Origin of the sequence: Bradyrhizobium sp. G127, from assembly GCF_021502575.1 — a bacterium.
Taxonomy (GTDB): Bacteria; Pseudomonadota; Alphaproteobacteria; order Rhizobiales; family Xanthobacteraceae; genus Afipia.
Genome location: NZ_JAKFGN010000002.1, coordinates 1 through 14,815, shown reverse-complemented (window position 1 = coordinate 14,815; position 14,815 = coordinate 1). Strand labels below are relative to the sequence as shown.

The 14,815-nt window shown below is 60.7% G+C and carries 14 protein-coding genes; 3 read left to right on the top strand and 11 right to left on the bottom strand.

The genetic code is table 11. The features are described 5' to 3' along the window. Nucleotides 1-39: 39 nt before the first annotated feature. The 3 genes from argC to LVY71_RS11960 form a co-directional block, all read right to left on the bottom strand. Nucleotides 40-1,098, bottom strand: coding sequence for an N-acetyl-gamma-glutamyl-phosphate reductase (argC, locus tag LVY71_RS11970; protein ID WP_235100116.1), 1,059 nt, complete (start codon nt 1,096-1,098; stop codon nt 40-42). Between the two features lie 257 nt (nt 1,099-1,355). Next, nucleotides 1,356-2,345 carry an MBL fold metallo-hydrolase gene (locus LVY71_RS11965; RefSeq protein ID WP_235100115.1) on the bottom strand — a complete coding sequence of 330 codons (990 nt, stop codon included), beginning with the start codon at nt 2,343-2,345 and terminating at the stop codon, nt 1,356-1,358. 170 nt (nt 2,346-2,515) lie between these two features. After that, nucleotides 2,516-3,034 carry a DedA family protein gene (locus LVY71_RS11960; protein ID WP_235100114.1) on the bottom strand — a complete coding sequence of 173 codons (519 nt, stop codon included), beginning with the start codon at nt 3,032-3,034 and terminating at the stop codon, nt 2,516-2,518. Between the two features lie 174 nt (nt 3,035-3,208). Here LVY71_RS11960 and parE point away from each other — a divergent pair, with 174 nt between their 5' ends. Then, on the top strand, nt 3,209-5,278 hold the full coding sequence (gene parE, locus LVY71_RS11955) for a DNA topoisomerase IV subunit B (protein WP_235100113.1): 2,070 nt from the start codon (nt 3,209-3,211) through the stop codon (nt 5,276-5,278). A gap of 61 nt (nt 5,279-5,339) precedes the next feature. Here the strand turns inward: parE and LVY71_RS11950 are convergent, their stop codons facing one another. Beyond that, a complete protein-coding gene (locus LVY71_RS11950; RefSeq protein ID WP_235100112.1) occupies nt 5,340-6,821 on the bottom strand; it encodes a caspase family protein in 1,482 nt (493 codons plus the stop codon). Between the two features lie 344 nt (nt 6,822-7,165). On the opposite strand from LVY71_RS11950, the gene LVY71_RS11945 reads away from it, so the two are divergent. Together LVY71_RS11945 and LVY71_RS11940 are read left to right on the top strand one after the other, a co-directional pair. Beyond that, nucleotides 7,166-8,557, top strand: a complete 1,392-nt coding sequence (locus tag LVY71_RS11945; RefSeq protein ID WP_235100111.1) for a DEAD/DEAH box helicase — start codon at nt 7,166-7,168, stop codon at nt 8,555-8,557. A gap of 123 nt (nt 8,558-8,680) precedes the next feature. Then, nucleotides 8,681-9,748, top strand: a complete 1,068-nt coding sequence (locus LVY71_RS11940; RefSeq protein ID WP_235100110.1) for a GGDEF domain-containing protein — start codon at nt 8,681-8,683, stop codon at nt 9,746-9,748. On the opposite strand, the gene LVY71_RS11935 is transcribed toward LVY71_RS11940, so the two are convergent. The 7 genes from LVY71_RS11935 to LVY71_RS11905 form a co-directional block, all read right to left on the bottom strand. Then, nucleotides 9,736-10,266: a TfoX/Sxy family protein gene (locus LVY71_RS11935; protein ID WP_235100109.1), complete on the bottom strand. Its 531-nt coding sequence runs from the start codon at nt 10,264-10,266 to the stop codon at nt 9,736-9,738. The two genes, LVY71_RS11940 and LVY71_RS11935, sit on opposite strands and share 13 nt — an antisense overlap. 73 nt (nt 10,267-10,339) lie before the next feature. Beyond that, on the bottom strand, nt 10,340-10,747 hold the full coding sequence (locus LVY71_RS11930) for a HesB/IscA family protein (protein WP_235100108.1): 408 nt from the start codon (nt 10,745-10,747) through the stop codon (nt 10,340-10,342). A gap of 71 nt (nt 10,748-10,818) precedes the next feature. After that, nucleotides 10,819-11,199: an SUF system Fe-S cluster assembly protein gene (locus LVY71_RS11925; RefSeq protein ID WP_235100107.1), complete on the bottom strand. Its 381-nt coding sequence runs from the start codon at nt 11,197-11,199 to the stop codon at nt 10,819-10,821. Further along, nucleotides 11,196-12,437 carry a cysteine desulfurase gene (locus LVY71_RS11920; RefSeq protein WP_235100106.1) on the bottom strand — a complete coding sequence of 414 codons (1,242 nt, stop codon included), beginning with the start codon at nt 12,435-12,437 and terminating at the stop codon, nt 11,196-11,198. The genes LVY71_RS11925 and LVY71_RS11920 overlap by 4 nt, the downstream gene beginning before the upstream one ends. Before the next feature lie 2 nt (nt 12,438-12,439). Next, the gene (gene sufD / locus LVY71_RS11915) at nt 12,440-13,765 is read right to left on the bottom strand and encodes a Fe-S cluster assembly protein SufD (RefSeq protein ID WP_235100105.1); all 1,326 of its coding nucleotides are present in this window, start codon (nt 13,763-13,765) and stop codon (nt 12,440-12,442) included. A gap of 12 nt (nt 13,766-13,777) precedes the next feature. After that, nucleotides 13,778-14,536 carry a Fe-S cluster assembly ATPase SufC gene (gene sufC / locus LVY71_RS11910; protein WP_235100104.1) on the bottom strand — a complete coding sequence of 253 codons (759 nt, stop codon included), beginning with the start codon at nt 14,534-14,536 and terminating at the stop codon, nt 13,778-13,780. Continuing rightward, a partial coding sequence (locus LVY71_RS11905) for a SufD family Fe-S cluster assembly protein (RefSeq protein WP_235100103.1) occupies nt 14,533-14,815 on the bottom strand: 283 nt, incomplete at its 5' end. The genes sufC and LVY71_RS11905, both read right to left, overlap by 4 nt.

Here is a 14,815-nt window from a genome sequence, read left to right as displayed (position 1 = left end):
GCGCCGTCCCTTTTTATTGTCTGTCCGCTTTCGGCGTTTCTACGGAAACATCGGCGGCTGATCGATGCCGATCGTTTCTGGAAAGCCAAGCACCAGGTTCATGTTCTGCACGGCCTGGCCCGACGCGCCCTTGGTCAGGTTATCGAGCGTCGAGATGATGATGGCGCGGCCCGCGATGCGGTCGGCAACAACACCGATGAACGTCATGTTCGAGCCGCGCACATGCCGCGACTGCGGCGCCTTGCCGAACGGCAGGACGTGAACAAACGGCTCCTTCTCGTACTGCTTGACCAGAACCTCGTGCAGATCTTGCGCGATCTTGCCCCGCCGTCCCCGCACATAAATGGTCGAGAAGATACCGCGGTTCATCGGCACCAGATGCGGCGTGAACGAGACGACGACGTCCTTACCGGCGGCCTTGGTGAATTCCTGATCGAGTTCGGCCATGTGCCGGTGCTGGCCTACACCGTAGGCATGAAAGCCTTCGGAGACTTCCGAGAACAGCATTTCTTCCTTCGCCGAGCGCCCGGCTCCGGTCATGCCGGATTTGGCGTCGATGACGATTTCATCCGCCTCGATGGCCTTGGCCTTCAGCAACGGGATCAGGGGAAGTTGCGCGCAGGTTGTGTAGCAGCCCGGATTGGCGACCAGCCGCGCTTTCTTGATGTCGCGCCGGTAGACTTCCGCAAGCCCGTAGACGGCTTCCTTCTGCAATTCGAGCGCGTGATGTTCGTGCCCGTACCACTTGGCATAGGCTGCGGGATCTTCCAGCCGGAAATCCGCCGACAGATCGACGACCTTGATGTCGGGCGCCTTGGCGAGAAGGTCTTTCAACACCTTCTGGGTTGTGGCGTGCGGAAGCGCACAGAACACGAGATCCAAACCCGCATTTACCCAATCGACCTCGTCGATCGTCACCAGACGCGGCAAATCATAGGGCGTAAATTGCGGGAAGACATCCCCCATCATCTGCCCTGCGCGCCTGTCAGCCGTCAGCAACACGATCTCGACACGGGGATGACGCAACAACAGCCGGACAAGTTCGGCCCCGGTGTAACCGGAGGCGCCGAGGATGCCGATTTTCTTCTTCTCAGCCATGATCAAACCTTTACCCGTGCGAGTTCAAAAACAACGCTACCGGAGCAGGTCTTGCGGCAAGTTTTGGAGAGAAACAAGGTGCCGCGGACCCTATCCGGCGGCATTGACGACGATCAAACGCGTTCAGCCGCCCATACCGCGAAAGCGCGGCGGCGGCTAGAAAACAGGATGGTGAATGCGCCAGTCATGGGCGCGGATATAGGTCCGCGCCCATGACCCGTCAAGTCACATCCGATCATGTCACTGTCGATGAGATCCTAGATGACCGGTTTCCAGGGCGCCGGAATCCAGCGATAGCCGGAGCCATCCTTTTCGAGGTGAGCGAGACCGGGGAACGGATAGTGGAAGCCCTGCACGCTCAGTTTCTCGGCAGCGATCATGTCATAGACCTTACGCCGCGTGATCTCGGCCTGCGCCGGATCCTGATCGAACATCAGGTGCCAACCGGGATTGCGGGCAAACAGATCGGGATCGTTGGTCACGTCGGACTGGATGAAGACCTTGTCCGCGCCGGATGACAGCACATAAGACGTGTGCCCCGGGGTATGCCCGATGGATTCCACGGCCAGCATTCCCGGCGCGACCTCCTTGCCCCATTCATAGGGCGTGACCTTCTTGTTCAGTCCCGTTTCGAATACCCGGCGGTTGTTCTTGAACAGACCGACCATGCGGTCGCCCGATGCGCGGCTCATCTCGCCGTCATCCATCCAGTATTTCCACTCGACCGCGGGCACCAGAACTTCGGCATTAGGAAACGCAAGCTGGTTGTCGGCGGTCAATAGGCCGTTCACGTGATCGCCGTGAAAATGGGAGATCACCACCACGTCGATGGCCTTGGGATCGATCCCGGCGGCCGTCATGTTGGAGGCGAACTGGCCGACAGCGCCCTTGCTCGACGCAAAGGCTGCCGGACCGTTGCCGGTATCAACCACCACCAGCTTGCCGCCCGTGTTGATCACCAGCGGTCCGAAGTTGATGGTCATCTTGTCGCGCGGACGGAAAGCCTTCTCGAGCGCGGCATTGACCTCGTCCTTCTTGGCATTGAGAACGAAACTATCGCCCAGCGGGAAAGTCGTCGCACCATCCGAAATCACCGTCACTTCGGCATCGCCGACCTTATAGCGATAGAAGCTGGCGTTCTGCTTGCCGGCAATAGGAGCCGCGGCTTTCGCGGGAAGCCCCGGCATCAACGGAGCGGCCGCGAGAGCAGCAGCGCCAGCCAGCGCGTGACGTCGTGTCAGTGCCATGAAAATTCTCCCGGTACATGAGGTCTGTTGAACCTAGACCCAGATTGTTGCCGCTATTTGTTGGTGCTTTGTTGCAAGTCATTCTCAGCGTAGCGCGCATGAACAGCGCGCCACTTTAACACCGTGACGCGCTGCCTATTCCCGATCACGATGAGTTTGAAAGCCTGCCGTTACATCAGCAATTTGACGCCAAGGATTCCGGGCGCCATCAGGATACCGGCCCACAGGAACGCCGACGTAAAGTTCGCGAACTGAAAATGCCAGTACGGCATTTCGACAACGCCCGCGACAAGCGGCACGGTCGCGCGCAGCGGTCCTGAAAAGCGGCCGATGAAAATGCCGAGAACTCCCCATTTTTTCATGAACCGTTCCGCCCGCGGCAGCATGTCGGGAAAGCTCGACATCGGCCACATGTGGGCGATCCGATCGTGGAATCTGACGCCGATCCAGTACGACAGCCAGTCACCGCAGGCTGCTCCGAGCCCGCCCGCAATCCAGATCGGCCAGAAATTGATGCCGCTGACACCAATCAGCGCGCCAATCGAAACCAGCGCTCCCCAAGCTGGAATAATCAGCGACAGAAAAGCCAGCGATTCCGCGAAAGCCAGGGCAAAGACGACCGGCATCGCCCACATCTGATGATCGCGGACGAATTCCGCGATCCCGCGGGTCATATCTTCAAAAGTCATAGATATCCCAATCCCGGCTTATTTTATTGAGTCGCGCCGGCCCCCCGTTCCCGATACCACGGCCCATCGCCCTCGTGTCCGGGAACCTCCTGCGTCACATTTACCGCCCCAACCGTGGCATAGTAACAGCCAGCGATTCGTCCACCGATCACGATCGATCAAGATTTAAGACCTATGCGGAAGCCATTGAAAAATAAAGACAAAATATCCGACACCTCGCAGGGTGGCCGGGACCTTTTCGCCTCGTCGGACCGAAAGCCACGCGCAGCCGCGAAATCCGCGGCCCGTCCCTCGGGCGCGGAAGCGGGCTACACCGCGCGGGACATCGAGGTGCTGGAAGGGCTGGAGCCCGTGCGCCGACGCCCCGGCATGTATATCGGCGGCACCGACGAGAAGGCGCTGCATCACCTGTTCGCGGAAGTCATCGACAACTCGATGGATGAAGCACTTGCCGGACACGCCACTTTCATCGAGGTGCATCTCGGCGCAGATGGTTATCTGACCGTCGTCGATAACGGCCGCGGCATTCCGGTCGATCCGCATCCGAAATTTCCGAAGAAATCCGCCCTCGAAATCATCATGTGCACGCTGCACGCGGGCGGAAAATTCGACTCCAAGGTCTATGAGACCTCCGGCGGACTGCATGGCGTTGGCGTGTCGGTGGTGAACGCCCTCTCCTCGCTGCTGGTGGTCGAGGTCGCGCGCAATCAGCAGCTCTACAGAATGACGTTCGAGCGCGGCAAGCCGAAGGGCAAGCTCGAAGAACTCGGCAAGATCAACAATCGCCGCGGCACCAGTATCCGGTTCAAACCCGACAGCGAGATTTTCGGCGCCAAGGCGCAGTTCAAGCCGCAGCGTCTGTTCAAAATGGCGCGCTCGAAAGCCTATCTGTTCGGCGGCGTTGAAATCCGCTGGCGCTGCGATCCGGAACTACTCAAGGGCGTCGAAGACGTTCCACCCGATGCCACGTTCCATTTCCCCGGCGGTCTGAAGGACTACCTTGCGGCGGCTATTCATGCTGACACGCTGGTGCATCCGGATATCTTCTCCGGCAAGTCCGGCCGCAACGGCGCGCACGGCGCGTGCGAATGGGCAGTGGCGTGGACCGCCGATGCCGACGGGTTTCTTTCGTCCTACACCAATACGGTGCCGACGCCGGATGGCGGCACGCACGAAGCGGGCTTCCGAAGCGCGTTGCTGCGCGGTCTAAAGGACTATGAGGAGCGCATCGGCCAGGGCAAGAAAGCCACATCGATCACGTCCGAAGACGTCATGGTCGGCGCCGCCGCGATGCTTTCGGTATTCGTGCGCGAACCGGAGTTCCAGGGCCAGACGAAGGACCGGCTGGCGACCGCAGAGGCCCAGAGGATTGTCGAACAGGCCATCAAGGACCCGTTCGATCACTGGCTGACCGGCAATCCGGTTCAGGCGAACAAGCTGCTGGAATTCGTCGTCGAACGCGCCGATGAACGGCTGCGCCGCCGCGCCGAAAAAGAAACCTCCCGCAAGACCGCCGTGAAGAAGCTGAGGCTGCCCGGCAAACTCGCAGATTGCACCAACAGCGCGACCGAAGGCTCCGAGCTCTTCATTGTCGAAGGCGATTCCGCAGGCGGCAGCGCCAAACAAGCTCGGGACCGCAAGACACAGGCGATCCTTCCCCTGCGCGGAAAGATTCTCAACGTCGCATCGGCCACCAAGGAAAAGCTGACCGCCAACGCACAGCTCTCCGATCTCATTCAGGCCATCGGTGCCGGCACCGGCGCGCAATACCGGGAAGAAGATTTGCGCTACTCGCGCATCATCATCATGACCGACGCGGACGTGGACGGCGCGCATATTGCCTCGCTGCTCATCACGTTCTTTTACCGGCAAATGCCGCGCCTGATCGACGAGGGTCACCTCTATCTCGCGGTGCCGCCGCTGTATCGTCTCACCCACGGCGCAAAGACGTTCTACGCCCGCGACGAGAAGCACCGCGACGAACTGCTCAAGAAGGAATTCCACGCCAACGCCAAGGTCGAGATCGGCCGCTTCAAAGGCCTCGGCGAGATGATGCCGGCGCAGTTGAAGGAAACCACGATGGATCCCACCAAGCGCACCATGCTGCGCGTGGTGCTGCTGGCGGACGACCGCGAGGGCACGGCTGACTCCGTCGAGCGTTTGATGGGCACCAAGGCCGAAGCCCGTTTTGCCTTCATCTCCGACAAGGCGGAATTCGCCAACGAGGACCTACTGGACGTGTGAGCTTACGTTCCAGCCTGATCAAGACACGTGATCAGCGGTCGGACCCGGTACCGCGGTATCCTTATCGCCGGAAGTTCTTGATCTCCGACAGGCTGCCGTCCTGATAGGTCAGTTCGACTGAAACGGATCGCGTCGTCGCCGGGATTTTCATGTAGGACGCCGCGTTTTCCGGGATCGCCGACGGGTCTTTCGGATTGCATGGCGGAATCTTGACCACCTGGTTCGGTACCGTGGTGTCGATGCCGACGCGCATTTCCCGGATCGCACAGCGGTAGGACAATATCTGCGAGTAATAGACCAGCGGCCCGCTGTAGCCGCCGAACGCCAGCCAGCTATTCGAGGTCATGTCCAGCAGCTTGCGATGGCTGGCGATCAGCGCCGCCTCGGGATCGAACTTGATCGGAAATGGCCCCTGCATCTGGCCGGTCGGATCAACGTAACGGACCTGAATAGTCGCGGCCGGCGCATCGTTCGGCAATTCGATTGACGGATTCGGCATCCGCCGCCTGGTGCGCGGATCGAGCGCATCGGTGAAGCCGGTTTCCTTGAACTCGCCGCTCTCACCGAGCCGCCAGGAAATCGCCAGCGCTGGATCGGCGATCGAGAACGCAATCGACCATCCGCCGTTATGGCGCATGAAGCTCGCAATGGGCGCGTTGCCGGAATCGTTGATGATCGGCGGTGGCGGCGCGATTGTCAGCGCCACGACCTGGGGTTCGACCGCGATGGCGCGCTCGCCGTCCTTAGCAGGCTTCAAGACTAGGTCGCCCACGATCTGATCGTAGTAGGCCGGCGTCTGCATCCGGCTGGCCGCAGATGTCATCTGGCGCACATCCGACTGGGTGCGCTTGGCAATCTGCACTAGATTGAGGCCGGGCTGGGCCAGTTCGCGCACGAAGCTGCGGGTGAACACCGAATTGGGATTGGGGTCATTATCGTTGAGGCGATCCAGCGCCGTCTGCTTGGCGCCAGCGGAAAAGATCACGAACACGCCTTCCGGCGGGGAGATCGGCGCAAGGCCTCCGCTGCCGCCCAGCGCGCGCGTCCCGGTCGCCTCAAACGGATTGTTGCGGCAGGCGTCGAACACAAGAATGGATGTCCGTGCGCCACGCTCTTGAAGCCGGGAGATCACACGCTCGGCCGCGAATGCGCCATCCCGGATCAACTCCTCCTGGCCTTGCGTGACCGCGGCGATGTCCGTCGGCAGCAGATAGTTCTGGCCGTTGATTTCAAATCCGTGCCCCGCAAAAAAGAAAAACGCCGTGTCGCCCGGCTCCACGATCTTGTCGAACGCCAGCATGGTCTCGCTGAACGCCGCACGGGTCTGGTTTTCGGCAAACAGCACCTTGAAGCCGAGCTGCTTCAGTGCATCGGTCATGGTGCGTGCGTCGTTCACTGCTTTCTGCAAGCGGGGCACGTTACGGTAGTCGTTGTTGCCGATCACCAGCGCCACACGCTTTTCCGCGTGCGCGGGCGCAGCTAGCGCCGTCGTCAGCGCGGCAAGGCCGAGGAATAGCAATGTCCTGATCCGAAGCGTGATCATCGTCATGTCCCCCGGGGTCGCCAGCGAGCAAAGGCCCGGTTCCCGGCGATCAGTATGTCATAGTCGTCCGGGACATGAAGGCGGTTCACCACGGCCTCGCCGACAGGCCAAAAGCCCTTCAACTTATTGTCGTATTAAGGTTTTTCCTGCGTTTATGCCTCAAATTCATTGACTTTCGCGGGATCGGGCCTATGTTCCGCTGCAACGCGGCCAGAATCGAAACGCGATCTCCTGGCCAGCAGCCGTCGGCAATTTCTCCTCCCCGTGCCCTTAAAGCGTGCCGTTCCGGGGTGAGCGCGACAGCAATTTCCAGAGTCAGAACGGCGATTTCGACTCGAGGCTCAATGTCCTTTTCCAATCTCGGCCTGTCCGACAAGGTTCTCGCCGCCGTTGCGGCCACCGGCTACACCACCCCTACCCCCATCCAGGAACAAGCGATCCCTCACGTTCTCGCCCGGCGCGACGTGCTCGGCATCGCCCAGACCGGCACCGGCAAGACCGCGGCTTTCGTGCTTCCCATGCTGACGCTGCTGGAAAAGGGTCGGGCACGAGCGCGCATGCCGCGCACCCTCATCCTTGAACCAACGCGCGAACTAGCAGCCCAGGTGAAGGAAAACTTCGACAAATACGGCTCCGGCCAGAAGCTCAATGTCGCCCTGCTGATCGGCGGCGTCTCGTTCGGCGACCAGGACACCAAGCTGATGCGCGGTGTCGACGTCCTGATCGCCACCCCGGGACGGCTGCTCGATCACACCGAGCGCGGCGGATTGCTTCTCACTGGCGTCGAACTGCTGGTGATCGACGAAGCCGACCGCATGCTCGACATGGGCTTCATTCCCGACATCGAACGTATCTGCAAACTCGTTCCGTTTACCCGCCAAACGCTGTTCTTCACGGCGACGATGCCGCCGGAAATCCGCCGCATCACCGAGACCTTCCTGCACAATCCGGTCAAGGTCGAAGTCTCGAAGCCGGCCTCCACCGCCGTCACCGTGACCCAATCGCAAGTGGCCGTCGGCCGCGAGCCGCACGAGAAGCGCGAAATGCTCCGGCAGTTGCTGCGGGATGCCAAGGATCTCAAGAACGCGATCATCTTCTGCAACCGCAAGCGTGACGTCGCGGTCGTCTATAAATCGCTGCAAAAACACGGTTTCAGCGTTGGCGCTCTGCATGGCGACATGGACCAATCGGCGCGAACCGCCTCCCTGGATCAATTCCGCAAGGGCGAACTCCCGCTGCTGGTCGCTTCCGACGTCGCAGCCCGCGGCCTCGACATTCCCGAGGTCAGCCACGTCTTCAATTTCGACGTTCCCCATCATCCGGATGACTACGTTCACCGCATCGGCCGCACCGGCCGTGCCGGACGCCTTGGGACCGCGATTTCAATCGTCAGCCCCGCGGATCAAAAGTCGGTCGTCGCCATTGAGAAGCTGATCGGCCAACCTATCGCCCGCGCCGAGGTCACTCCCGTCGCCGGCAATGAAGAAACGCCGCTTCCCACGCGCCAGCCGCACGCCGAACGATCGCCGGAAGAGCGCAAGCCCCGCCGCGATGCACAACGTGCGCGCGGTGGTCGCAACAAGCCGCGGAAACCCGAAGCTGCCGAGAAGCCGGTGGCACCGCAAGCGCCCTCGATCGGCCGCGCCATGCCGCCCGTCCGCGAACAGCACACCGAGCCCGGCGATCACTCGCACCTTCCGGCATTCCTGCTCCGGCCGGTTCGCGCCCGCGGTTGATCTCCAATTGTGCGGCCCGTTCCCTGTTTACGGGTCGTTCATTCTCGTCCCTTAACGTGCCCCAAATTATTTTAGCTATTTCGCTGAAATGGCAGGCAGAAGCCTGCTTGAAGGGCACGGAACGTGATCGGCCTGCTGGAAGAATATGAACGCACCATGGCGTTCGCCGAAGTCGCATTGGGTCAGATTCGATCTTTGCGGCAAACCGCCGTCCCGCGGAATTACGAGATATGGTACATCTACGCGACGGGCTACAACTCCGCCCTCAACAAGATCATCAATGAGACGCTGGCGCGCAACGGCAAGCTGGCCGAAAGCGATCTCGAACAGATCTACGAGACCTATCTTTCCCAGAACCGGACCACGGAGCGCATCGACACGGTCGGTACGCGCGTGATCAACGAAATCGACGACGTGATGAGTCTCATCACGGACGCGCTGGGCATGACTTCCACATTCGGGCGGAGTCTCGAAGGAGCGACCCAGAGACTCTCCAGCGCCAGAGACCGCGATCAGGTTAAGGCCGTGGTCGAGGCGCTGGTGGCCTCGACGCGGGAGATGCAGGAAACCAACAAGGCGCTGGAAGCGCGCCTCGCCACATCCAAGCAGCAGATTAGCAGTCTTCAGCACAGTCTCGATGCCATTCGCAACGAGAGCCTGACCGACCCCCTCACCTCGCTTGGCAACCGCAAGTTCTTCGATCGTGCCATCGATGGAGCGATCGCGCATGCAGCCGAAAGCAGCGAGCCGTTGACCCTGCTGATGCTCGACATCGATCATTTCAAATCGTTCAACGACAACTACGGTCATCTCACCGGCGATCAGGTGCTTCGCCTTGTTGCACTCTCGCTGAAGCAGACGATCAAGGGCCAGGACATCACCGCGCGCTACGGCGGCGAGGAATTCGCCGTGGTGCTGCCGAACACGGCGCTGCGCCAAGCGCTGACGGTGGCAGACAATATCCGCCGGGCCGTGATGTCGAAGCAGTTGAAGAAGAAATCGACCGGCGAAATTCTCGGCCGTGTCACCATTTCCGTCGGGGTTTCAATGCTGCAACCCGGCGACGATCGCGACAGGCTGATCGAGCGCGCCGACGCGTGCCTCTATGCCGCAAAACGCAACGGCCGCAACCGCGTCATTTGCGAGGCCGATCCGGAGTTCTCACCGGTCGACCGCATTCAGGTCGCCTGACGCGTTGTCCGGCTCTTTTTCCGAATTGTCTTCTTGCTGCCGCTGGCTTTTGACGCCCGCCTTTTCGGTGTGATCGTCTTTGGCTTGGCAGCTTTGGCTTTGGCCGTTCCGGATTTGACCTTGTTGGATATGCCCCTGACCGAGGCAGCTTTCTGCCCCTTGGATTGAGGCCTATCCGCCTTCATCTTCGGCTTCTTTTTCGCCGCTGCGCGCTTCGCCGCTTCCACGGCCTCGCGTGCCCAGACCGCCAATTCTTCGGGATCATCGTAGAGCCGTTCCGGCAGGTGCCGGTAGGACTTCACGACGATCGTCTTGTTGCGGGTTTCGTACTGAAACGGCTGCGCGTCTTCGGCGTCGTAGCGAGAAACCGTCAGATCATCGACCCTGAAGATGATGGCGGCGCGCAGCGCCATGGCGAAGTTCACGCCGTCTGCGACGATGCCGTAGCCACTGAACATCCGCCGCAGCACGACGGGACCGAAGTCGGAGAAAAGTTCGATGAGATAGTCGCGGTCCATACGCGTATTCCGCAAAAGTGGGCGCCGGCTTTGCGATCAGAATACGCGAAACTAAAAAGCTGGACTGAACCGGTCAGCCGTCGATCTTGGCGGGCGTCAGTTGCACAGATTCGCCACAACCGCACGCGCTAACCTGGTTGGGATTGTTGAAGATGAACTGCGCCTGCATCTTGTCGGCCTTGTAGTCCATCTCGGTGCCAAGCAGGAACAGCACGGCCTTCGGATCGACCAGAACCTTCACGCCCTTGTCTTCGACCACTTCGTCGGTGGGGCGCACTTCATGCGCGTACTCGACGGTGTAGGACTGACCGGCGCAGCCGCCGTTCTTGATCCCGACGCGAAGCCCGACGATTTCGGAATCTGCGCGCGACGACAATTCCTTGACGCGCGAAGCCGCAGCCTCCGTCAGCCGCATGACCTGCGGACGAGGACGAACTTTCGGCTTGGATGGCGTAGATGCATTTGGCGTCATGTTGGTCATTTGGTCACTTCCCGTAGCAGTTCAAGGCTGCCCTGAGTGTCAGATGAGATGCCGAATCGATTTCTACAAGTTCACCACATATTGAGGACGAGGCGCGCCTCGTCGGACATCCGGTCCGGGGTCCATGTCGGCTCCCACACGACGGCAACGCTGACAGGGCCCACGCCTGGCACGCTCGCCACGGCATTCTCCACCATAGTCGGCAGTTCCCCGGCGGCCGGGCAATTCGGCGTGGTCAACGTCATCTGCACGTCCACCGAACGGTCGTCCTTGATGTCGACCTTGTAGATCAGGCCGAGCTCATAGATGTCAGCCGGAATTTCCGGATCGAAAACCGTCTTGAGAGCTGCGACGATGTCCGTGCCGAGCCGCTCGGTTTCCTCGGGAGGAAGGGCCGACTGAGTATCGAATTTCAGGGCGACCGGTTCAGTCGCCTGGATGGTGTCGTTCATGAGAATAGCTCCCGCGCCTTGATGAGCGCCTGCGCCAGCTGGTCGACTTCAGCCCGCGTATTATACATGCCGAATGAGGCGCGGCACGTCGCCGTCACGTTGAATCGTTCCAGAAGCGGCATCACGCAATGGGTGCCTGCCCGGACCGCGATGCCGCCCCGGTCGATTACGGTCGCGATATCATGCGGGTGCGCGCCCTTCATTTCGAAAGAGATCACCGGCCCCTTGCCCTTCGCCGTGCCGATGATCCGCAGCGAATTGATCTCGCGCAGCCGCTCGGTGGCGTAGCTCAGCAAATCGTTCTCGTGCTTGGCGATACGATCCTTGCCGATGGAATTGACGTAATCGATCGCGGCGCCCAGCCCGATCGACTCGACGATGGCCGGAGTTCCCGCCTCGAACTTGTGCGGCGGATCGCCGTAGGTCACCCAGTCCTGCGCGACCTCGCGAATCATCTCGCCGCCACCGTTATAGGGACGCATCGCCATCAGATGATCGTACTTAGCGTAGAGCACGCCGATGCCGGTTGGCCCGTATACCTTGTGGCCGGTGAAGACATAGAAATCGCAGTCGATGTCCTGCACATCGACGTTCAGATGCACCGCGCCCTGGCTGCCGTCGACCAGCACGGGAATGCCGCGCGCATGCGCGATCTTCACCACATCCTTGACCGGGACGATGGTGCCAAGAGCGTTGGACATCTGCGTGATGGCGACCAGTTTGGTCTTCGCGGTCAGCAATTTCTCGAATTCGTCGATCAGGAAATTGCCTTCATCATCGACCGGAGCCCACTTGATGACAACGCCATGCCGTTCGCGCAGGAAGTGCCACGGCACGATGTTCGAGTGGTGCTCCATGATCGAGAGCACGATTTCGTCGCCCGCTTTCAGGTTCGGCTCGCCCCAGGACGACGCAACAAGGTTGATCGCCTCCGTGGCGTTGCGGGTGAAGATGATCTCCTCATTGCGCATCGCATTGATGAAATGCGCAACCTTGGTACGGCCGCCCTCATAGGAATCCGTCGCCGCATTGGCGAGATAATGCAGCCCGCGATGCACATTGGCGTATTCAGACTTATAGGCCTCCGTCATGCGGTCGAGCACGGCGGTCGGCTTCTGCGCTGAGGCCGCGTTGTCGAGATAGACCAGAGGCTTGCCATAGACTTTTAGCGCCAGCGCCGGAAAGTCCTGACGGACACGCTCCACATCGTATGAACCATTGGCGACTGCAGGATGCATGGTCAGCCTCGCGTCGCCAGCCATCGCTCGGCCGCCGCAACCGCAAACTCGCGTAGGTTGTCGTCAACGATGGATTCAATAGCCTCGCCGACGAAAGCCGCGATCAGAAGTGCCTGAGCTTCCTTTTCGGGTAGACCGCGCGCGCGCAGATAGAACAACAGACTCTCGTCGAGCGCGCCAGTGGTGGCGCCGTGACCGCAGGTCACGTCGTCCGCGAAGATCTCGAGTTCCGGCTTGTTGTCAGCTTCAGCCTCGTCGGACAGCAGCAACGCACGCGTCATCATCTTGCCGTCGGTCTTCTGCGCATCGGGGCGCACAATGATGCGGCCCTGGAATACCGAATGAGCCCGATCATCGAGCACTGCGCGGAACACTTCGCGGCTGGAGCAATTCGGCACCGCGTGATCGACCACCAGCGTGGTGTCGCCGTGACGGCGGGCACCGAGCAGGTTGACGCCATTGGTGGTGAGTTCGCTGTCCTCGCCCGCAAACGCGATGAAGCCCTGATAACGGCTGACGCTGCCGCCGTTGGTCAGGTTGAACGTGTTGAGCTTAGCCTTGGCGCCGATCGTGAAAACGCCGGTCGTGATGTTGGCAGCGTCGAGCGCATCCTCCATCAGGCGGACGTGCTGAAGCTCCGCGCCATCGCCGATCCAGATCACCACAGAATCGTGGGTCTGGTAGGCCTTCGTTCCATCAGCGGCAACGAAGCTCTCTACGAGATTGACGCGCGCGTCCTTCTCGATTTTCACCAGAGAGCGCGTAACGAGCGACGTTCCGGTGCTCGTGGCCACATGAACGATGTGAAGCGGCTTTGCGAGCGTCACGCCTTCCGCGATATCGATCACAACACCGTCCGTCGCGAGCGCTGCATTCAGCGAAATCATTGCGTCAGATGCGATGCTTGTTTGCAACAGATCGCCGCGCGCCTTGTTGCTGCTGTCTTCAAGGATCTCGCGCAGGGTACGGATGCCGACGCCGGCCTGAAACGAACCAATGTCTGAAAGCTGCGGTGCGAACGTGCCGTCGACCAGAACGAGTTTTTGCGTATTCTCAATACCCAGCAGCTTCACAGCCTTGGCCGCGCGGGCGAGTGCGGCCTGATCCGGCGCGGGCGCAAGCGGTGCAACCTCACGCAACAGGGCGCGCAGGTCGGTATATTTCCACTCCTCGATGCGCCGGTACGGCAGACCAAGACGCGCGAAATCATCGAACGCCTTCTGCCGCAGTTCAGCGACCGGCCCCGTGCCCGGCAGACGGCCGCGCGCAGCAGCAAACAGCTCGTTGAACGGCTGCCCCGTCGTCGATTTGGCCAATGCAACGTTCATCACGATGCTCACTCACGCTGCCTTGTCTTCGAACTGGGCATAGCCGGACTTCTCCAGCTCCAGCGCCAGATCCTTGCCGCCGCTCTTCACAACGCGTCCCTTCGACATGACATGGACGAAGTCGGGCACAATGTAGTTCAGCAAGCGCTGGTAATGCGTGATAACGACCATCGCGCGCTCCTTCGAGCGCAGCGCGTTGACGCCGTCAGCCGCGACGCGCAATGCGTCGATGTCGAGGCCGGAATCCATTTCGTCGAGAATGCACAGGCTCGGCTGGAACAGCGCCATCTGCAGTACTTCGTTGCGCTTCTTCTCGCCGCCGGAGAAGCCGACATTGACGCCGCGCTTAAGCATATCCATCGGGATGTTCAGCGAGCCGGCGACTTCGCGCACCTTCTTGAGAAAATCCGGCACCAGCAACTCGGCTTCGCCCCGCGCCTTGCGCTGGGAATTCAGCGCCGTGCGCAGGAAGTTCATGGTGGTGACCCCGGGAATTTCCACGGGATACTGGAACGCCAGGAACACGCCCTTGGCGGCGCGCTTGTCCGCCGACATTTCCAGCAGGTCTTCACCTCTGAACAGAATTTCGCCTGCGGTCACGTCATAACCGGGCTTGCCAGCAATCACGTGACTCAGAGTCGACTTGCCGGAGCCGTTTGGCCCCATGATGGCGTGAACTTCACCCGGATTCACGGTGAGATCGAGACCATGCAGGATCTCGTTATCTTCCACCTGAACCTTAAGGCCTTTGACTTCGAGCAACGCGGTCATCCGACACTTCCTTCCAGCGAGATCGAGATCAGCTTCTGGGCCTCGACCGCAAACTCCATCGGTAATTGTTGCAGCACGTCCTTGACGAAACCGTTGACGACCAGCGCCACCGCTTCCTCCTGCGACAGGCCGCGCTGCACGCAGTAGAACAGCATGTCCTCGGAGATCTTCGACGTGGTCGCCTCGTGCTCGAACAGCGCCGAGGAATTCTTGGCCTCGATATACGGCACGGTATGCGCGCCGCACTTGTCGCCGATCAGCAGCGAGTCACACGCGGTG